Origin of the sequence: Psychrobium sp. 1_MG-2023 (assembly GCF_030689115.1) — a bacterium.
In the GTDB taxonomy this organism is placed as follows: domain Bacteria; phylum Pseudomonadota; class Gammaproteobacteria; order Enterobacterales; family Psychrobiaceae; genus Psychrobium.
Genome location: NZ_JAUYVJ010000011.1, coordinates 95,358 through 115,119 on the forward strand (window position 1 = coordinate 95,358; position 19,762 = coordinate 115,119).

Here is a 19,762-nt window from a genome sequence, read left to right on the forward strand (position 1 = left end):
TATGCCTTTTTATGGTTCTGATAAGCCAGCGTTAAACGATATTACCCGCTTTAATCACTTGTTGGCATGGATTAACGCCAAATTGATAAGCGAGTTGTGCCGGGTGGTTAATATCCCATACCACAAAGTCTGCTTGCTTACCCACTTCAAGCGTACCAACTTCTTCTTCAACACCTAATGCTTTTGCTGCATGAATAGTCACACCGGCAAGCGCTTCATAGGGAGTCATACGGAATAATGTACACGCCATATTAAGCATTAATTGAATGGAGCATAGCGGTGAAGAACCAGGATTTGCATCGGTAGCGATAGCCATTGGCACTTGGTGCTGACGTAATAACTCAATTGGTGGTTGTTGCGTTTCACGCAAGAAATAAAACGCCCCCGGTAAGACCACGGCAACAGTGCCAGCGGCTTTAATTGCTTTAACACCTTGCTCATCAAGATACTCGATATGATCAACCGATAAGCCTTGATAACTCGCAGCCAACTCACTCCCACCTAAATTCGACATTTGCTCTGCATGCAATTTAACAGGTAGACCGTGCTGTTTAGCCGCATCGAAAACACGACGTGTTTGCTCTAAATTAAAGCCAACGGACTCACAAAAAGCATCAACCGCATCAGCGAGATCTTCAGCCACAACCGCTTCAAGCATTTCACCACAAACTAAATCGATATAACCATCGGCATTATCTTTAAACTCAGGAGGAAGCGCATGAGCACCTAAAAATGTCGTTTTAACATCAACCGGATGATGCTGCCCCAATAATCGAGCAATACGCAACATCTTCAGTTCATTTTCAACATCTAGGCCATAACCCGACTTTATTTCAACGGTCGTTACGCCCTCTTTCATCAGCGCATTTAAACGATTTTTAGCAGCCACGTATAAGGTTTCTTCATCTGCTTCACGCGTTGCTTTTACTGTGGAAACAATACCGCCACCAGCAGCAGCAATATCTTGATAACTTGCCCCTTCAAGACGCATCTCAAATTCCTTGGCACGATCGCCGCCATAAACAATATGACTGTGACAATCAATCAAACCCGGTGTCACCCAAGCACCACGACCTTGATAAAGCGGTGTAGCTAATGCATCAAACTCAGGTAAATCTTTTTTAGCGCCTAACCAAGCGATTTTTCCGTCTTTTATCGCTAGCGCAGCGTCTTCAATGATGCCGTAATCTGTTTCATTGATCGTTGCTAAATTAATATCAACCCACACGCTATCGAATACATTGTTGTTTTTCAAAGACATAAAATAACCACTTAAATTTATTTGCACATAATAGTTAAAATAATACGCCCTAGAACTTGTATATACAAGCAACTTATGACAATTTATAGTGAAGCATATCTCTCTCTGGTTTAGGCAAAATGGTCACCGCAAAGTTTGAACAAATAAAACAATATATCTGTCAACAAGTTGAAAGTGGTCAGTGGCAAGAAAACGCGAAGGTTCCATCTGAAAACTCTCTCTCGGATCAGTTTGTCTGCAGCCGTATGACTGCACGCCGTGCGATTACCGAATTGTGTGATATTGGATTATTAGTGCGAAGCCAAGGCCGAGGAACCTTTGTTGCAACACTAAAGTCACAATCATCATTACTTGAAATAAAAAATATTGCCGATGAGATCCGCACTCGAGGCCATCAATACAATGTTGAAGTGCTCGATATAAAATCTATCGTCGCCAGTGAGGATGTGGCAATTACGTTAGGAATGAATGTCGGGGATACTGTGTTTTATTCTTCATTACTACACCATGAAAATAATCAGCCGATGCAGCTTGAATTGCGCTATGTAAACCCGGCATTGGTCAGTAACTATTTAGAAAATGATTTTACGCAGCTCACGCCACATGAGTTTCTGAGTATGGCTGCGCCACTCACCGAAGCAGAACATATTATTGAAGCAATGATGCCTGATAATGAGTTAGTCAAGTTATTACAACTGAGCTTCAACGAGCCCTGTTTAGAGATTAAACGCCGTACATTTAGTTCTAAAGGCGCGGTGAGCTTTGCTCGTCTTATCCATCCAAGCAGCCGTTTCCGCGTCGGTGGCCGCTTTAGCGTTTCAAACTAGCACACCAACTCATTACAAATAGCGATGCGGACTATCGCCCTAGCCTAATAAGAGAACGAACAGCTTTACTGGGTTCTTTGACTAATATAACTATCGTAATCAGGAATGCTCTTAGGATATGCCAAGTCAAATAACGGTGAAGTAATCAGCATATCGGCGGTCGCTTGATTACAAGCTACCGGAATATTCCACACCGCCGCTAAACGTAATAACGCTTTGACATCAGGGTCATGAGGCTGCGCTTCTAACGGGTCCCAAAAAAACACCATAAAATCAATTTTTTGTTCGGTAATGAGCGCCCCTATCTGCTGGTCACCTCCCAGCGGACCACTAATTAGCGTTGTCAGTTTAAGCCCTGTTTCTTGAGCGATCAAAGTTCCCGTCGTTCCTGTAGCAAACAAGTTATGCGCGGCAAGCTTCTCACTATAACGCTGGCACCAAGCAATAAGATTAGGTTTCATATTATCGTGCCCAACCAAAGCAATAGACTTTTTTTGGGGTGCCGTGACTGTTTTATATTGCATTTCCTTTCCTTGTACGCTTTAACTTAAATATACTTCTATCTTATTGATAAATTTAATCTACTTCGTTTTTATGACAATAGCATGACAAACGCATTTAGCAACTTATACCAACTTCATTAATTAAATGACCAATTTTGTAATGAGGATAAACGGATTAGAGCAAGGCATTTTTTGGCGTATGTAGTGATTCTACATAGACAATAAATAACGCTGCTCTCATTCGTTTAAGCCGTGAAAAATGGTCAGGCTATTGATGGAATTGGTATCTACTTGCGCTACAGCACAAAAAAAACCACTGCGGTTTTAACCTCTAAAAATGGTGTTATAGTCGACAACGGCTTAATTTAACAACAATAAAAATAGTTTAGCTAACAAACCAATGGGGATCAGTAATATGAGTGCAAGCAACGTCAAAATTGCAGCAGGCTACAGCCAAGTTAATGAGTTATCCAACGCCGTGTCCAATCAACATCAGGATTATTACCACACCATTACTTACCAACTGGAACAACTTGGGATAACACCAACACCACTCACTATCGACCCCTTAGCCACCGACTGGTTTAGTGAACAACAACCGAATCACTTTCGCAGTGGTTGTGCACCGATTATGGCGCTGGCTAAAGCAAAGCAACTCATTGAACAAGGCCATCAAGCGGTAGTCATTCAAGGCGACGACTCCCTGTTAAGTGGCTATGAGCGTAATGAGCGTCATCGATTAATGTCAATCTATGGTGAGCAGCTATCTATTCTTGATCTCTATGATAAAGTCGCACAGCAGTTTATTAGTAAACAACATTATAACGAGCAACAATTTAAACAATACAGCGCCTTACTATTTGAGAATTACGCCCATACCCACCAGCAGCAATACCACAAACAGCGCGCTTATTTTGAAGCGCCTGCCTTAAAGTGGTTTCGTCATGTCAGCCCACTATTTCGTGGGGTCGATTGTGCTAACCCATTAGTCGACTTCAAGGGGCGTTTATTATTATGCAGCGATGCGTTATGCCAGCGACTGAACCTAGCCACAGCGCAAACGGTTACGGTAGCAGGGGTGGGTTTAGGCGAGTTAAACGTGACGGATGAAACACAAGCAATCAATCAAATTGCAGATTACGCTCATTTAACGCATGCCTATCAGCAGGCGTCATCGCAAGCAAATTTTAACTTCAGTAAACAGTTTATGACTGGTAATGGTCTCATGGAAGCCTATACCTGTTACCCCGTAGTTCCGATGGCATTACTACAAGCGACAGGCCTCATTAGAAACCTAAATCAGCTACCTGGTTTTTTATCAGAACACTCAGTGACCATCACGGGCGGGATGAATTTAGCACGAGCGCCGTGGAATAACCCTGCACTGAATGGCTTAATTGAAATGTATCAGCAGTTAACAGACAGTCAATGTGAATATGGTTTGGTCCATGGTAATGGCGGATTAGGGTATCGCCAAGGAATCGCGCTACTGACAACAACGTAACGCGATAACTAAAGAGTTCTTATTGTAATAACTCATGTGTCTCAGGGAGCTGCGAAATAATCCATAAAACGAGACGGTGTTTTAAATTAGGGCCGTCTTCTTTATCTTCAGGCAATGGTTTGATCAGACCATCATTAACCAATAGTCGATAAATCACTTCCACCTTATCCTTATTCGATTCGGCACGATCCAAACCGCCATAGCCACGTTTTGTTGCATATGCTTTGCCTAATTGCATGGCGAGCTTTAATAGCTTGTCTTCATTTTTATGCTTTTTCACTGGCTAAATCCTTATTTTAATAACCTTTACACCATTTAAGGTAAAGCAATTAATTTAATTATCAATCCCTTCTTTTGCCGCAGTCCATAATGAATTAATCAATGGATTTTTAAGCCGCTTTTTCAAACAGCAAATCACCACCTCAAATGGCTTAAGCTGTGGTGTTGCTTCCACAATCTGAATCGAGTCTTTTAGTGGACTATTATCCAAAACAATCTTTGGCACCAAGCCCACGCCAAAACCTAAGCTCACCATACTAACAATGGCTTCATTACCTGCAACCTCCGAATAAATACGCGGACGGATATTCTTACGCTTAAACCATTGATCGAGACGCTTTCTGGCTAATCCTTGCTCTGGCACAATAAGTGGTAATTCATTCCAATTGTATTGCCCACTGTCAATTAGCGCTTGCACTTCACAGCGTTCAACAGGAGCGATAAAGACGAGCGGCGAGATGCCCAACGTTTGAAATGCCATGTTCGGCGGTAGTTGATCTGGCTTAGCAGCGATCGACATGTCTTCACATTCGTTATGAATACGTGGGATTGATTGCTCGACATCACCGGTGCGAATTTTAATTTCAACCTTGGGGTATTGCTGACGATAGCGTGCCAAAATTTGGTGAAGGAAGCTGTGGCTAGCGGTCACTGAGCAATAAATACTGAGTTCCCCCTGTAGCTCATGACTGTCTGTTTCCAGCGAGCTTTTAAATACGTCCCACTGTGCCAGCGTTGCCTTAGCGTATTGAACAAAGAGTTCACCTTGGCGAGTTAAGTTAACCGTGCGGTTATCGCGCTCAAATAGAGTAACATCAAGCTGCTGCTCTAATTGCTGAATATTACGACTCAGTGTTGAAGGACTGACATGACACTGCGCACTTGCCTGAGCAAAGTGTAATGAATCGGCCAAGGCCAAAAACATTTTGAGCTGACGATTATCCACTAACAATACCCTTTTATTTAATGTTGCACATTTTGCAACACTGTAGCCCATTTATATCATTTTACGCAAGGATACGATTACGGTAAGGTATTTTCATCGTCACAAGCAAGTGACCCCATTTATTTTTAGGATGACATCATGGCTCAGAATTATTTCAATACCTTAGCGTTACGTGAACAATTAGCTCAGTTAGCTAAATGTGATTTTATGGATATCTCAGAATTTAGCGACGGTGTACAAGCACTTGTTGGTAAAAAGATGGTTATCGTTGGTTGTGGTGCACAAGGTTTAAATCAAGGCTTAAACTTACGTGACAGTGGTTTAGACATTTCTTACACACTACGTGCTGAAGCCATTGAGCAAAAACGTCAATCATGGAAAAACGCCACTGAAAACGGTTTCACTGTAGGCACTTACGAAGAGTTAATCCCTGATGCAGATGTTGTTTTAAACTTAACGCCAGATAAGCAACACACTGCCGTTGTTGAAGCTGTTATGCCGCTAATGAAGCAAGGCGCTTGTTTAACATATTCTCACGGCTTTAACGTTGTTGAAGAGGGGATGCAAATTCGTGATGACTTAACGGTAATCATGGTAGCTCCTAAGTGTCCAGGCTCTGAAGTACGTGAAGAATACAAACGTGGCTTTGGTGTTCCAACACTGATCGCGGTTCATGAAGATAACGATCCGCAAGGCCAAGGTCTTGCATTAGCGAAAGCTTACGCAGCAGGAACAGGTGGTCACCGCGCAGGTGTTCTAATGTCTTCATTCATCGCTGAAGTAAAATCAGATCTAATGGGTGAGCAAACTATCCTATGCGGTATGTTACAAACGGGTTCAATCTTATGTTTCGATAAAATGGTTGAGCAAGGTATCGATGCTGGTTACGCGTCTAAATTAATTCAGTACGGTTGGGAAACTATCACTGAAGCACTTAAGTATGGCGGCGTAACGAACATGTTAGACCGTTTATCAAACCCAGCTAAAGTTAAGGCGTTTGAGTTAAGTGAAGAGTTAAAACAAATCATGCGTCCACTTTACAACAAGCACATGGATGACATCATGAGCGGTGCATTCTCATCAGGTATGATGGCTGATTGGGCAGAAGATGATGCGAAGCTATTAAACTGGCGTCAAGAAACGGCGGAAACGGCATTTGAGAAACAACCTGCTGGCGATCAAGAAATTAGCGAACAAGAGTTCTTCGATAACGGTATTCTAATGGTTGCAATGGTTCGCGCTGGTGTTGAGTTAGCCTTCGAAACAATGGTTGCGGCGGGCATCAAAGAAGAGTCAGCTTATTACGAGTCGTTACATGAAACGCCATTAATTGCTAACACAATTGCACGTAAGAAGCTTTACGAAATGAACGCAACAATCTCTGATACAGCAGAGTACGGTTGTTACCTATACAACCACGCTTGTTTACCAATGTTAAAAGACTTTATGACGCGTATCGATACTGACGTGATTGGTAAAGGCTTAGACGTTACCGATAACGGTGTTGATAATGCGCAGTTAATCGAGATTAACGACACATTACGTAGCCATCCAGTAGAAACTATTGGTAATGTACTTCGTGGTCACATGTCAGCAATGAAGAAAATCGTTTAATCAACAGACTACTTAAAAAGATAAACGAAAAAGAAAAGCCTCAGTAATGCATTACTGAGGCTTTATTAATTAAGGCACAACCTGTTTTCTCAGCTGTTTTATTCAGTGGGTAGCTTAGGTAAATCTGTTGCCTTACAAAGCGGACATTCAACAGTACCAGTTTCCTCAAGGTAACGAGCAAGCCTTCTTAAATGAATGTTATTAAAACGATGATTCAAGTGCTTAATGTATGCAAGCGCTAGCTTATCAACAGTATGCTTACTACTTAAAAAAGTATCTATCGCCTGTGCTTCTGTGATATTGCCATCCTTATCTACTGGAACTATGATACCAGGCGGAATAACTAAACCAGTCATATCGAATTGACCATTTACTTGTGGGGAAAATGTTATATGGTACCCTTCAACGGTCACAAAAAAGACCGGTGCGCCAAACTTCAATACCTCACTTGTCATACCCTCCTGAAGCGAGCTGCCTTCACCTGTCACTTTAGAATTAGCAAGTAACGCATTAAGCTCAACTTCAAAACCTACCGTTCCATTCGTTTGTAAACGGTTGAGGTGAGTTGTAGTGTTTTTCGCATTACTCCAATATCCTTTAAGCTGCATTGCACGCCAACAGTTCGCTTTGATATGGTTAGGGTTTCGGTCGTGGGGCTCGCCATAGTTACAAAACTCTTCATAGCCAAAACCACCTTTGGGTAGCTCCCCTTGATAATTTATTTGATTAGCAAAGTTTTTTACGGCCGTTTTAGGCGAAACCAATTGCATCACGGCGTCTTTATCATTACCAGCTAATGCTTTGGCAGTCACTAAACGAACCGACGTATAAGGCATGTAGATACCTTCCCCCCTTTCACCCTCAATCACCATCGTATCCTGCATAGCTTCATAACGGTAATGCATCGCTTTATCTAAGTTATCAGATTGGATGATTATATTAATAGGGGCAACTAAACCGCCGCTGAGCGCTTTCTGAGCAAGTGAACGGGCGACATAACCTGCATAGGTTGCTTGCGCGCCTAAGTCAGTACAAACTTTTTGCGTATTAGCTGTGGCACAACCAAATACTTTTGACACGCCGTTGGCATGAGCCGCCATGGCAGTGAGACTTAAACCAACAGCCAATATCCCTGTGCTTAATCCTTTAAGCATTTATTTCTCCTTTTCAAATCAATCAAATAACAAGCACAAAAAATATAACAAAAAAAACAATCAAGCAACTTGCGTTAACAAACGGGAAATTCATAAGCTAATTACGAGGTAAATTCTAAAGCATTAACACGCTTTTGGCATATAATAGGATCTTATTTATAACAGTAAGATTGGACAGTCACATGAAAAAAACAATAATATTAGCGAGCCTTAGTTTACTCGGTTTCACTCAGGCCCCTGTGGCACAAGCGGTTGTTGCTCCGGCTCCTTTAGTCTCTATTCCAACCCATGATAACTACTTTAACTTACTCAAAAAGCATTGTGGCAAAGCCTACCCGGGCCACGTGACTGTCGATAATTCTGACAGCGATGCATTTGCTAATAAGCTGTTAGTCATGCACGTACGTAAGTGTAGTGATAACCAACTGCAAATTCCGTTTCATGTGGGTGATGATGCATCAAGAACGTGGATTTTAACCAAGACGGGCTCAGGAATTTCATTAAAGCACGATCACCGCAAGCCTGACGGTAGCAACGATAAATCAACCATGTACGGTGGCCACACGGTTGATGCGGGCTGGGATAACGTTCAATCTTTTCCTGCCGATCAATACTCAAAAGAGTTATTTGTAAATAGCGGTATTCCTCAATCAACAGGCAATACATGGCAAATGTTTATTTACCCAAAACAATTTACTTACCGTCTAATCCGCCAAGGTCGTGAATTTAGAGTCGATTTTGATTTAACCAAACCAATTATGCCTCCTGCGGCACCTTGGGGTTATCAAGACTAAGCGCAAGCTGCTATGTAAATTTTTGCCACATTTTATTACAACTTTTGGGCGATTGATCTTTTCGCTCAAACTGTAATTAATATATGATCAAAAGTTATTAGAATAAAAAACGAAGGAATAGCAATGAACTTAGTAAAGAAAGGTGCAATCGCTTGTGCCATCGCCTTAGTCGCGACATCGTCATTTGCAGCTCAGCCAGCAAAATCAGAAAAACACGCTGCAAAAGCCACTGAATGGCGCAAAGATGTGTTTCAATTAATTTATAGCAACATGGGTCCAATGGGCGCAATGGCTAAAGGTAAAATTCCTTTAGATAAAGCTGTCGTTGAAAAGAATGCTATGCGCATCAACCAACTGTCATACATGATTGGTGATTACTTTAAAGTTGATACACGTAAGTTTGATGTCAACACAGAAACATTAGATAAAGTATGGGAAAGTCCAGCGCAGTTCGACAAGAAAATAACAGCGCTAACATTAGCGTCTGCCAACCTACAGAAAGTTGTCCAAACGGGCAATGAAGGTGCAATCAAGAAAGCGATTGGCGGAATTGGTAAGTCTTGTGGCAGCTGCCATGATGATTTTAAGCAAGACTAATATTTTTCTTAAACAAAAAAGCGAGCTTTGAAGCTCGCTTTTTTTATGCCCGTTTTTTACAGCTAAGTATTACTGTTTGCTTCCTTGTCACTGAGACATTGTCCTTGTTCCTGCAGCCAAAATACCGTATTACCGACCAATGCAATAGAACCTGAGACAATCGCTGATACAGGAAAGACTACCGCACTCCCTAATATCTCACTAATAAACACATCTTTACAGTCTCTACCATCCGAACAGTCCAATGCACCAAAGAACTCAAGTTGCTCAACACTTAACTCAACTTTCTTTTTCACTACATGACAGCGCTCATCATAATTATTAACCACGTTCGGCTGAACAACACAGGCGCTGAGAAGTAATGCGCTGGAAAGGCCAATAGCTTTTTTAAGCTTACTCATTTGATTTACAATGCATCCTTGCTAACTAGTCAACGAAAAAACCAGCCTAGCATTTTATTAATAAAATAGTTCATCTTCACTAACAGGCACATTAATGACCACTAGCCAATAAATAAAAGCACAGCATAATGCTGCTACAATTAAGCCCAAGATAATCCGCGATCCGCTAATCGCATCACTCGCTTTAACCTCACCATCATTTTTCTTTCCGGTCACCATCGCTTTGACTAAGTTTTGCTTCTTAGCCAGTTTATAGAAAACAATAGCGGCAATGTGAAAGACAATCGCAATGCCGATCACATCAAATGTATTATGATGAATAGTACTCATGAGCTTATCAACGGCATCTCCCGCCGCATTGTAGTAAGGGCCTGAACTGAATATTTCATCATCAACAAACAACCCACTCACCGCCTGCAGCGCAACTAAACCGAGCATCGCTAGTACCATCAAACTGCCCAGTGGGTTATGCCCTGGGGTTATTGGTGCTGTGCCTTGTTTAGTTGCTTTGATATAAGCAATCAATTGTGACGGTGTTGGTAAAAACTGCCCAAATCGCGCATGCGTTGGACCGACAAATCCCCAAATTAATCGAAATGTCACTAAGCCTAATGCGATATAACCTAATTGCATATGCCAATCGATATAATCACTGCCAAGTTCATGGGTCGCCCAGCAACCAATCACGGTTAGCGCAAAACTCCAATGAAAAATCCTTAACGGTAAATCCCAAATAAGGAATTGTTTATGACTCATTTTTTATTACTCCTATGACTCACCAAAGTTACCCTACATTGTCATTAGTGATCCATTTACTCATCACAACATGGGTTTTAATTTTTTTTAACTGCCTATTGGTATCTAGCTCTTCGCGAATTTCGTGAAGTCGTTGCATCGATTCCGTTTCAACATAGACTAACAAATCCATTTCTCCAGTAATACCGTGACATGTCTTAACTTCAGGGATTTGGTGAAAGACGTTAATAATATCACGGCAACGCTCGGAGCTATGTTGAATCTCAAGATAAGCTGAAACCTGTGCTTTGGTCGACTCACTTAGTAACACTTGATAACCCCGAATCACGCCACTTTGTTCAAGCTTCTTAATTCGCTCTGATACCGAGGGCCGCGATAGGTTTATTTGCTGTGCGATTGCCGATACAGACTGTCGGGCATCACGACGTAAAGCTTCTATTATTTTTTGATCAAACTTGTCCATCAGTTCCTCCACAAGATAGTCATAACAAAGCATACAAGCTATAGTAACCAAATGAAATCCGCGCCGACGAATTGCAGGCCTATTTCGACAGATTGCTATATAACCACGACAAACTGTGCAAGCTAGACCTCGTATACTATAGGCTCCATAGCAAACCAATAAAGGCTAAAAGATGAGCCAATTACAGCAAAGTATTACCCGTAGCCAAGGTGCTGGCTTACTCGCAACAACATTATTAGGGACAGGCGTATTTATCTTGCCCCAGCTTACCGTCGAAATCGCTGGGACAAATGCAATGTACACCTGGTTGGGTTTAACACTATTAATGCTGCCATTAGTTTGGGTCTTTGCCAAACTTGCGAGTCAGCATCCCCACGCAGCAGGGCCAGCCTACTTCGTTGAGCAAGCATTCGGAACAATTTGGGGCCGTTTGGTCGGATTACTGTTTGTCTTTGCCGTTCCCGTAGGCGCTTCAGCTGCCTTGATGATGGTGATGGAGTTTGTCAGTGTCATCGTTTCCCTCAGCTCACACGGTACATTATTCATTCAACTGGCATTTCTTGGCGGGTTGTGGCTACTCAATATCCGAGGGGCTCAACTATCTGCCAAATTACAGTTTGCATTAACCGTTTGTATTGCCGCCATTATTACTGCGATGTTACTAGCTTTTGCTGTTGAATCACCCTCTCAACAAATAAGCACTCCTGAGAGCTTTAGCTTACCGCCTATCATGATCGCCGCAGGTATTGCCTTCTGGAGCTTTTTAGGCATCGATGCTCTCAGTCACTTTTCTACGGAGTTTAAGAATCCACAACAAGATTTTGTTCCGGCTATGCTTATTGGCACCGTTGTGGTGGGCCTACTTTATCTCGCTTGCGCATGGTTAGTGCTTGCACCGATAACAGAAGGGAATTTGACGATGGTCAGTTTATTTAATCAATTATTCGGTGGCGGCGGTCAGTGGGTTATTGGCCTATTAGGAATCACTAGCGGCTTAGCAACAATTAATATGTATATTGGTGGTGCGGCACGATTGTGTTGGAGTCTAAGCCATGACGGTATTTTGCCTCGCACTTTACAGCCGCTAAATCAACAACAAGTACCACAACGGGCAGCCAGCTTCATCATTGGATTGATGTTGATTATAACGGTGATCCAATATGCCTTGAACCTACCATTTGAGCTGTTTGTTAACTGGACTAACGGGGTATTTTTAATTATCTACGCTGGCTGTATGTTAGCGGCATTAAAGTTGTTAAGTAAACAGTATCGAGTGGCTGCTTACCTCGGGTTATTCAGTTGTATCGCCATTATGGTCGGGCTTGGTTCGCATATGCTTTATGCTTTAGTGCTCAGTAGTTTATTATTACCCTTGCTCCATAAGCAGCAACAAAAAATACAACCAAACTAAGTATACAACTGATATTAAAGAACAAAAGATAAGGTGAACATTGGTTCATCTTATCTTTTTATCCACTTAATCTTTTAATAATAGTATTCGTGCTTCTGCGTAGTCAGGAAAGTTTTTATAATGTTGATGGTAGTCTCGCCAGTTATAGAAATATCCCCCAAGGTAATCAAGTTGATATTGATTATTCTCAAACGCCCCACCAGTATCAGCGAGTATCGTTAATCGATGCTCATTATTCATCGTTAACATAATAAGTTTCCCAAGACCCAAGTGCTCGAGGTCACCAGCGACTGTTACTAAGGGTTTGATGGGTATTTTATAGTTTGCGTCTTTTCCATAACCCAAAACACTGTCTGTTTGCTTAAAATACCAATAGCGCTCTTGTTGCTCTTTAGGCACGTTACGTTGATAACCAATACCGTTATTACGATGGACATTATAAAAAGTGTCAGAGCCATCAATCTTGACAGTACCCTGCATTAGGGTGTCTTCAAGATCGGCTCGCGAAAACCACACTAGCGGTTTAGCCCATTGGTTATGATCGAGTACACCAGTTAATACCTGCTGTTTAGTGAGTTGAAACCGGGTTAACTTCTCTCGCTGAGTTTGCGCTTGCTCTAGGGTTAACTCCTGCTCATCAAAAGGAAGCTGATATAGAGCGTGCGGTGTTTCTGCGGTCTTAATAGGGCTGCCCTTGGCTTTTTTAATATAATATTTGGTCAACAATATTTGCTCATCAGGCATTCGCTTCAGTAACGTCTTTTGCTGTTCAAATTGCCGTGATTGTTGCTTGTTCGGACGCCAGCGAATCATATCAAAATGCTGGTTGATAAAGTTAAGGTCTTGCAACCGTGATTTTCTCCCCACCGCATTATCTTCTTTAGACACCTGACAAATGAACGCAAGAGTACGTTTAACACGATCTAAGTCAGCAGAAAATTGTTTGACTATTCCTGGCCTTATTGCCATCGGATCATAATCTTGTCCTTTATTAAGGTAATCTAAAGTACCACCAGCCACTAAGCATAAGTCAGTTGTTGATTGGGCAATAACAGAGCCAGTTATTGGCTGTTGCTGTGTTGAAAACACGGGTTTGTGAGAGATAACCCCGCTCTCTTTTTCAACCGCTAGACTCGCGCTAGCGTAGCCAAAAGCAATAAAAGCGAGTGCAAACCATACACTGATTGTTGTTCGGTTAAACGCTTGTCCCATTGGCCTTCCTCAATCCGCGCCGAATAACTCCCTTCAAAAATATAAGCCTAAGCAACTGAAAGGAAATATATAAATACTTACCAGCCAACATAAGTGTTCGCTAATATTTATGCTTGTCATCGGTATAATTAAGCCATATGATGACTGAAATAATCGATAATAATACTCATTATAAAGGAAAAAAGAATGAAATTGGCTATCCCACTCTCGTTAATCGCCCTTGCTATCTCAGGTTGTGCAACCAAAAAGCAAGTTGATAACACCCCCTTACAAGAAACGGCGGTAGTCAAAGCAGAATATAGTGTCACTGGGTTATATTCTCCTGATTTTCACGGTAAGCAGACCGTGTTAACTCGTGACAATCTACGCTCAATCCGCGAGAAAACCACCTTTGATAGTTGGTTATTGCGTTGGGCTAATTTTGATGAGGCCCGTATTGCCGATATTAAACAAAATAAATCTCTTTATGTTGATTATGATGACAAGGAGTATTCTGAATGTGGTTTGTCTGGCTGTAACACATCTTTCTTAAAAGAAATCGAAGGCCCGGGTATAGAACAGGACGAAAGTGAAGACCATCAATCGTATGAAGAAATTGGCTGTAGTGTGTCTTTGGCAAATAACAGCTTTGATGTTGATAAAACTGGCCGAACTCGAACCATTAACGGTTTTGACACTCAAGAATATAAAGTAAAGTGGAGCACTGAGTTTAAAGACAGCCTAGGTAAAATTGATAAGAATGTCATCACCTTTGATTTTTGGACTACAGATCAGAACCAGTCAATGAATCAGGCATTAACTACTCACGGTCAGTTCCAAACGAACTATGCTAATTCACTGGACGATAATCACCCATTAATGCGTTTACTCGGCGCCAATGGCTATAAGGCTATCGCTGCCTTTACTGGTGATATGGACAATCAAGAGCACCAATTTAACGGTGAGATCGGTCGTAAACTAGCGCAAATTAAGGGCTACCCGATTTCAATTAAATTAGAATGGAACCAAAAATTAGAAGCCTGTAAAGAGCAACGCTCATCCACATCAGGTCCAATCGACTATACGCAAAATATTAGTGATATCGGCTCACAAATGCTCGGTAGCTTAGTTGAAAAAGGGAAAGAAACCTTGATGGAAGCGTGGATGAAAGACCCTGTCATTCGCTATGTATACGAGATAAAGTCTGTATCAATTGAGCAAGTACGGGACAGTAAATTCCAAGTACCTGCAGATTATAAAATTGTAAATCGCGGCTAAAGAATATACTCGGCAGGCTCAACGTCTATTGAGCCTGTCTATCTTCCTTAGCAATAAACTCTCTAATCGCTTGCCATGCTTGCTCTCGATACTCTTCGATCTCAAACAGCACCTCATGCCGTGCATTCTCAATAACTGTTTTTTTAAGCCATTTCGTAAGCATATTTTTTGCAAAGTAATCTTGGGCCTGATTATCAACTATCGTTTCAGCGCCAGCTTGTAGCAGTAACGTTGGTATTTCAATCATCGATGCCTGACGCACACACTGCCCACTCGCCTTAATCGCTTGAATTAACCAAGCATTGGTTGGAGAACCCAATTGAATAGATGGCTGCTGTTGATATAACTGACGGAATTGACTATAGCGAGCTTGTGATTGGGTTAACTCGTTTTCTGCAAATGGCGCATCGTCATATCCGCTTCCTCCTAGGACATACTTAGATTCAGCGTTAAACAAGCGACTCAGACCTTCTAGAGTCTGAGTAACACATAAAATGAGCCATTGTGGGGCTGGTAAGCAAATACCATGCATTGGGCTTGCTAAGATTACTTTATCAATCGAGTGGGGGCGTGTTTGCAGGTAGCGAGTACAAATAGCCCCTCCCATTGAATGACCCAAGAGTATCTGCTGTAAGTGTTTGTTAGGCTGGACAATAGTTTCAATAAATGTTGCCAAGTCAGCCACATAATGATCGAACTCTTCCACATGCCCTTTGTGGGGGTTGCTTAGCATTCGTTGAGAGAGCCCTTGGCCACGGTGATCGAGCATATAAACGCTGTAGCCTAGACTATAAAATTCATTAGCAACTTCATGATATTTTAAATAGCTTTCGATACGACCATTAACCAAAATGACTGCTGGAGAAGGCTGTTCTTGTTGCATAAAACCATAGCTAATGTTGACATTTTTAATGCCACTGAATTGATTTTGCTGTAAGTTTCCTAACCAAACATCCATTTTATTAGCCTTAATAACCATAATAATAGGTATGATGCCAGAATATGCCCGAAAGTGAAAAGACGACCTTGTGTCAAACAACACAAATTCCCTACGTTCAGTTTAATCAAGGATCGCAACCTTGTTTATTTATTCACGCCAATGGTTATCCAAGTCCGTGTTATAGCCCCTTATTACAACAACTCAAGGGTTGTAACGTATGGGCCCCCTTATTGCGTCCTTGCTGGGATGATAGCGACCCAAGTGATGCCAATCAGTGGCCACGATTGGTCAGTGATTTGGTCTCATTTGCGCGCGCTCGATACCAAGAAACACAACAACCTCTAGTGGCCATTAGCCACTCAATGGGCTGTATCATCTTATTACGTGCCGCACTGCGAGAGCCACAACTCTTTAGTAAGGTGGTATTTATCGACCCCATTTTTATGCCGAGTCACCTGGTTGAGATATCACGAATAATGCCCCAGCGCTTAAAGCGTAAACTTAAATTGGTTAAAAAGACCCTCTCCAGACCTGACCGCTGGTCAAGCTTACAGCAAGCCTTTGATTTTCATAGACCTAAAAGAGCTTTCACAGCATTATCCGATCCCGCATTATGGCAATACATTATCGGAGGCACACAGCAAGTTGACGGCAAATGGCAGCTAATTTACCCCAAAGCTTGGGAGGCTTGGTTTTATCAAAATTTACCTCGAGCCTGGCGTCTATTACGACGCTTAGAGTTGCCGACATTAGGCATAAAAGCAGAAAACTCTGAGTTTTTAACCAACGCAGCATGGCAAAAGTGGCAGAAGATCCAACCCAACGACACCTTTGTCGAGTTCCAAGATCAATATCATTTATTACCACTAGAAGCGCCTAATGACGTTGCCCATGCGATCTTAGATTTTATCGAATAATTCTTTTGCCGCTTGCTTTAGTTTGAGCCAATCCTGCCGAGTAATCTCAGCGCACTGTTGATATTGAATTTGATTAAAGCAGCAGCTAAAGAGGGCAATTTCTCGCTTTATATGCGGCCTCTGTTGTGCGACTTGTTGGAGATAACTATATGCTGGAAGGTGTGTAGGTCTCTTTACTCCGAGCTTCGCGACAACAGTATTAAATAATTCATCACTCTTTTGTTGATAGGTTTTTCGCTGCAACCTAAAACCGCTAAACCAAGCCAACCATAGCGCAATCACGCACAAGCAAATCAAGATAAGCACCATGATCTTCGTCGCATTGACCTCGCCCAATAAATACTCAAGCAGATCATTTTGCGCTTCTTTATCGTAGCCAAGTAACCAGCGGCTCCATAAATACTCAATATTCGCCAAGCTAACTCGCAATTGATTTACCCAAGGGGAATGTTGATACCTTGCCAGGCTTAATACGGAACCAGATAAAAAATCTTGTTCGGCACCTAACGTTGATACAAGCCCTTGGGTTACACGTTCTGGAGACACTTGTGCAGTAGGGTCAACCCGAACCCACCCTTGCCCATCAAGCCATACTTCATTCCATGCATGAGCGTCATATTGATACACATTCAAATAGCCAACCTCATCATTCCACTCACCGCCCTGATACCCTGCAACCACTCGAGACGGAATACCTGCTGACCTCATCACAAACGAGAAAGCACTAGCATAATGAGCACAGAAGCCTTCACGAGTATTAAATAGAAAGTCATCAATACTATCCTGCCCAAGCAGTTTCGGAGTTAAGGTATAGTAAAAAGGCTGCTGCCTAAAGTAAGCAAGTACCGCATTAATCAATGCCTGAGGATGCTCGTGACGTTGGCGAAGTTCAGCCACCCATTGCTGAGTTTTTAAGTTGGTTTGTTCTGGGAGTGCCAGGTTTCTTAAGCGAGAACGGTTATTAATCGGCGCTAACGTCATTAACCCCTGAACACTAGATACTGTGTATTGCATCGGTGTAACCACAGGCTTAGTCGCAAAGAGTGTCCCATCGAATGACTGGCGCACACCATTATCATTACTTAATGGCAAGGCCAAACCAAACAGCCATTGTTGGTTGCTCGGCTTAGCTATTATCTGATAGTTAAAAGACTTCATTGTCGGGCTAATTTCTGTCAAAGTATTATTAGCTAAGCTACGTTGCCATAATTTTGAAACGGGTGACTGGCTCCAACGGCGGCCATCAAATGATTCCATCACTAACGCCCGCCAATAAAGCTCTTGCGGCAACGGCCTCTCCCCATCAAAAGTGACGCTGAAGGCAAGCTCCGAGCTTTGCGTTAAGCTGGCGATATCACCCGGACTCATGTTATCAGAAAGCCCAGTCGTAGCCTGTTTAATCGACGGCATTTGCCACAATGGCGATAACTGCGGCATTAATAAAAAGAGCACTGCGGTTAACGGTAAACTAACCGAAAAAATCTTAGTGGACAGCGTTAGTTGTTGTCGCCACTTCAGTGCTGGTGCACAAATATTGATTAATAAACAGAGAGTTGCAATAAGCAAAATGAGATTAAAAATCGCATGTTTGATTTCACTGCCAAAAACTAAGGCAACACCCGCAGTAAGAATACTGATTAGAGCTAAAATAAACGCATCTCGCTGTTGATACAGCTCAATAAATTTTAATGCAAAACCCACTAACAACAAATTAACCATCGTTAATAGCAAGCCGTGGCTAGGCCCAGTAATGGTTAATAAAATAATACAGGACAAGACAATTGAAAAATGCCACCAGCGATTCACTTTAAGTACTTGCCCTTTAAAGTATAACCAGCGCCAACTGATGGTGCCAATACTGATGATAGCAACCCACCACGCAGCCTCCTGCCAGAGCAATAACAAGCTAAAGCTATGAATAAAAATCATTAAAACAATCGAATATTGATTAGCGAGCCAACTTTTATTCATGATCCGCCCTTACTAACGCCAACGTGGTTAACACTCGTTGACGCTGCGTTTCCCCTCGATTAACAGCGACACGGCTATGAGGTAGAACAAGCCCAAACGGCTGGTTTTTTTTAGACAATTCAATTGTTAAGTAACTGAGGTAGGATAGTTTCTCTTCTTTATCCTTAGCAACAATTTGATCGTAATCCAGCCAGTTTGGTTCACCAATAGTCTGCTCAAACTGCTTAGTTAACATTCCCTTACCTTGTGCCACTTGTTTCCAGGCAACTCGCTTTAACGACTCACCAAGATGGTACGAGTCTAAACCAGAAAAGTGATCACCTGTTTGGGTTAATGCATGGCGCTTTCCTTGCTCATCATTGGCTGCAATCAACGCAACTTGCTTATAAGAAAGGGGGTTGGGATAAACAATGACCTGCTGATTTAAATCAATATGAGACCAAGCCCTAAACAACCCCAATGGAAAAACGCTAGCAACCGTTATTCTGTCTAATTGATACTGTCCACGGGCCTTTGCACCAAGCCGTAAAGCACAGTATTGCTGCCCTGCCACTTGTTGGATTACGGTATGCTCTTCATTTTCATAATTTAATTCAATACCATACTTTGGCTTTTCAGCATCGAGTAAACAACTCACCTTCAGCGGTTGTTCGGCAAAAGATTCGCCCTGATTGTTAGCCTGTAAGCTCAAGCCAGCGAGGTTTTGATAGCACAACAACATCGTACTCGCAAAGATACTGATTAATAACATGCTCAGCAAAATAATCAGATTATTTTGATAATTTGTTCCAAGCAAAAAGAGTGCGATGGCCCCTAAGCAATAATAAGCGCCAAAGCGACTAGGTAATATAAAAATATTATGCCTATGCAGTTTCACCTTAGCCGCTGGCGGGATGCGTTTATCAAGCCACTTTGACCACGTTTTCTGTTTGAATCGGGACCAAATATTCATCAA

At 42.1% G+C, this 19,762-nt stretch carries 20 protein-coding genes; 8 read left to right on the plus strand and 12 right to left on the minus strand.

All coding sequences use genetic code 11. The annotated features are described in order from the left end of the window. Nucleotides 1-31: 31 nt before the first annotated feature. Nucleotides 32-1,261, minus strand: coding sequence for an imidazolonepropionase (hutI, locus tag Q8W26_RS07940; RefSeq protein ID WP_101213391.1), 1,230 nt, complete (start codon nt 1,259-1,261; stop codon nt 32-34). A 119-nt stretch (nt 1,262-1,380) separates the two neighbouring features. On the opposite strand from hutI, the gene hutC reads away from it, so the two are divergent. Continuing rightward, nucleotides 1,381-2,088 (plus strand): histidine utilization repressor, encoded by a 708-nt coding sequence (gene hutC / locus Q8W26_RS07945; RefSeq protein WP_101213392.1) that lies wholly within the window; start codon nt 1,381-1,383, stop codon nt 2,086-2,088. 65 nt (nt 2,089-2,153) lie between these two features. Here the strand turns inward: hutC and Q8W26_RS07950 are convergent, their stop codons facing one another. Then, nucleotides 2,154-2,612: a methylglyoxal synthase gene (locus Q8W26_RS07950; RefSeq protein ID WP_101213393.1), complete on the minus strand. Its 459-nt coding sequence runs from the start codon at nt 2,610-2,612 to the stop codon at nt 2,154-2,156. 394 nt (nt 2,613-3,006) lie between these two features. Here Q8W26_RS07950 and Q8W26_RS07955 point away from each other — a divergent pair, with 394 nt between their 5' ends. Then, on the plus strand, nt 3,007-4,095 hold the full coding sequence (locus Q8W26_RS07955; protein WP_101213394.1) for a hypothetical protein: 1,089 nt from the start codon (nt 3,007-3,009) through the stop codon (nt 4,093-4,095). A gap of 19 nt (nt 4,096-4,114) precedes the next feature. Here Q8W26_RS07955 and Q8W26_RS07960 read toward each other — a convergent pair whose 3' ends face one another. Both Q8W26_RS07960 and ilvY read right to left on the minus strand, forming a co-directional pair. After that, complete coding sequence (locus Q8W26_RS07960; RefSeq protein WP_101213395.1) at nt 4,115-4,375, minus strand: DUF5062 family protein; 261 nt, start codon at nt 4,373-4,375, stop codon at nt 4,115-4,117. Nucleotides 4,376-4,429: 54 nt separating this feature from the next. After that, nucleotides 4,430-5,320: an HTH-type transcriptional activator IlvY gene (ilvY, locus tag Q8W26_RS07965; RefSeq protein ID WP_101213425.1), complete on the minus strand. Its 891-nt coding sequence runs from the start codon at nt 5,318-5,320 to the stop codon at nt 4,430-4,432. Between the two features lie 138 nt (nt 5,321-5,458). Here ilvY and ilvC point away from each other — a divergent pair, with 138 nt between their 5' ends. Continuing rightward, entirely contained in the window at nt 5,459-6,934 is a 1,476-nt protein-coding gene (gene ilvC / locus Q8W26_RS07970; protein ID WP_101213396.1) for a ketol-acid reductoisomerase, read from the plus strand. Between the two features lie 98 nt (nt 6,935-7,032). Here ilvC and Q8W26_RS07975 read toward each other — a convergent pair whose 3' ends face one another. Then, nucleotides 7,033-8,088: a hypothetical protein gene (locus Q8W26_RS07975; RefSeq protein WP_101213397.1), complete on the minus strand. Its 1,056-nt coding sequence runs from the start codon at nt 8,086-8,088 to the stop codon at nt 7,033-7,035. A gap of 182 nt (nt 8,089-8,270) precedes the next feature. On the opposite strand from Q8W26_RS07975, the gene Q8W26_RS07980 reads away from it, so the two are divergent. Together Q8W26_RS07980 and Q8W26_RS07985 are read left to right on the plus strand one after the other, a co-directional pair. Continuing rightward, on the plus strand, nt 8,271-8,882 hold the full coding sequence (locus tag Q8W26_RS07980; protein WP_101213398.1) for a hypothetical protein: 612 nt from the start codon (nt 8,271-8,273) through the stop codon (nt 8,880-8,882). A gap of 123 nt (nt 8,883-9,005) precedes the next feature. Continuing rightward, nucleotides 9,006-9,479 carry a cytochrome c gene (locus Q8W26_RS07985; protein ID WP_101213399.1) on the plus strand — a complete coding sequence of 158 codons (474 nt, stop codon included), beginning with the start codon at nt 9,006-9,008 and terminating at the stop codon, nt 9,477-9,479. A gap of 62 nt (nt 9,480-9,541) precedes the next feature. Here Q8W26_RS07985 and Q8W26_RS07990 read toward each other — a convergent pair whose 3' ends face one another. The 3 genes from Q8W26_RS07990 to Q8W26_RS08000 are packed head-to-tail and all read right to left on the minus strand — an operon-like array spanning nt 9,542 to nt 11,099. Continuing rightward, entirely contained in the window at nt 9,542-9,880 is a 339-nt protein-coding gene (locus Q8W26_RS07990) for a hypothetical protein (RefSeq protein WP_101213400.1), read from the minus strand. Between the two features lie 57 nt (nt 9,881-9,937). Then, on the minus strand, nt 9,938-10,636 hold the full coding sequence (locus Q8W26_RS07995; RefSeq protein WP_101213401.1) for a cytochrome b/b6 domain-containing protein: 699 nt from the start codon (nt 10,634-10,636) through the stop codon (nt 9,938-9,940). A 28-nt stretch (nt 10,637-10,664) separates the two neighbouring features. Next, a complete protein-coding gene (locus Q8W26_RS08000) occupies nt 10,665-11,099 on the minus strand; it encodes an Lrp/AsnC family transcriptional regulator (RefSeq protein WP_101213402.1) in 435 nt (144 codons plus the stop codon). Nucleotides 11,100-11,271: 172 nt separating this feature from the next. On the opposite strand from Q8W26_RS08000, the gene yjeH reads away from it, so the two are divergent. Then, the gene (gene yjeH, locus Q8W26_RS08005) at nt 11,272-12,510 is read left to right on the plus strand and encodes an L-methionine/branched-chain amino acid transporter (protein WP_101213403.1); all 1,239 of its coding nucleotides are present in this window, start codon (nt 11,272-11,274) and stop codon (nt 12,508-12,510) included. Nucleotides 12,511-12,576: 66 nt separating this feature from the next. Here the strand turns inward: yjeH and Q8W26_RS08010 are convergent, their stop codons facing one another. Then, entirely contained in the window at nt 12,577-13,722 is a 1,146-nt protein-coding gene (locus Q8W26_RS08010; protein WP_101213404.1) for a hypothetical protein, read from the minus strand. A gap of 186 nt (nt 13,723-13,908) precedes the next feature. On the opposite strand from Q8W26_RS08010, the gene Q8W26_RS08015 reads away from it, so the two are divergent. Further along, a complete protein-coding gene (locus tag Q8W26_RS08015) occupies nt 13,909-14,979 on the plus strand; it encodes a hypothetical protein (RefSeq protein ID WP_101213405.1) in 1,071 nt (356 codons plus the stop codon). Between the two features lie 25 nt (nt 14,980-15,004). Here Q8W26_RS08015 and Q8W26_RS08020 read toward each other — a convergent pair whose 3' ends face one another. Next, complete coding sequence (locus Q8W26_RS08020) at nt 15,005-15,937, minus strand: alpha/beta fold hydrolase (protein ID WP_305473008.1); 933 nt, start codon at nt 15,935-15,937, stop codon at nt 15,005-15,007. 44 nt (nt 15,938-15,981) lie between these two features. On the opposite strand from Q8W26_RS08020, the gene Q8W26_RS08025 reads away from it, so the two are divergent. Beyond that, the gene (locus Q8W26_RS08025) at nt 15,982-16,836 is read left to right on the plus strand and encodes an alpha/beta fold hydrolase (protein WP_101213407.1); all 855 of its coding nucleotides are present in this window, start codon (nt 15,982-15,984) and stop codon (nt 16,834-16,836) included. Here the strand turns inward: Q8W26_RS08025 and Q8W26_RS08030 are convergent. Beyond that, on the minus strand, nt 16,819-18,807 hold the full coding sequence (locus Q8W26_RS08030; protein WP_101213408.1) for a DUF3488 and transglutaminase-like domain-containing protein: 1,989 nt from the start codon (nt 18,805-18,807) through the stop codon (nt 16,819-16,821). The genes Q8W26_RS08025 and Q8W26_RS08030 overlap by 18 nt on opposite strands. Further along, nucleotides 18,800-19,759, minus strand: coding sequence for a DUF58 domain-containing protein (locus tag Q8W26_RS08035; protein WP_101213409.1), 960 nt, complete (start codon nt 19,757-19,759; stop codon nt 18,800-18,802). The genes Q8W26_RS08030 and Q8W26_RS08035 overlap by 8 nt, the downstream gene beginning before the upstream one ends. Between the last annotated feature and the right edge of the window lie 3 nt (nt 19,760-19,762).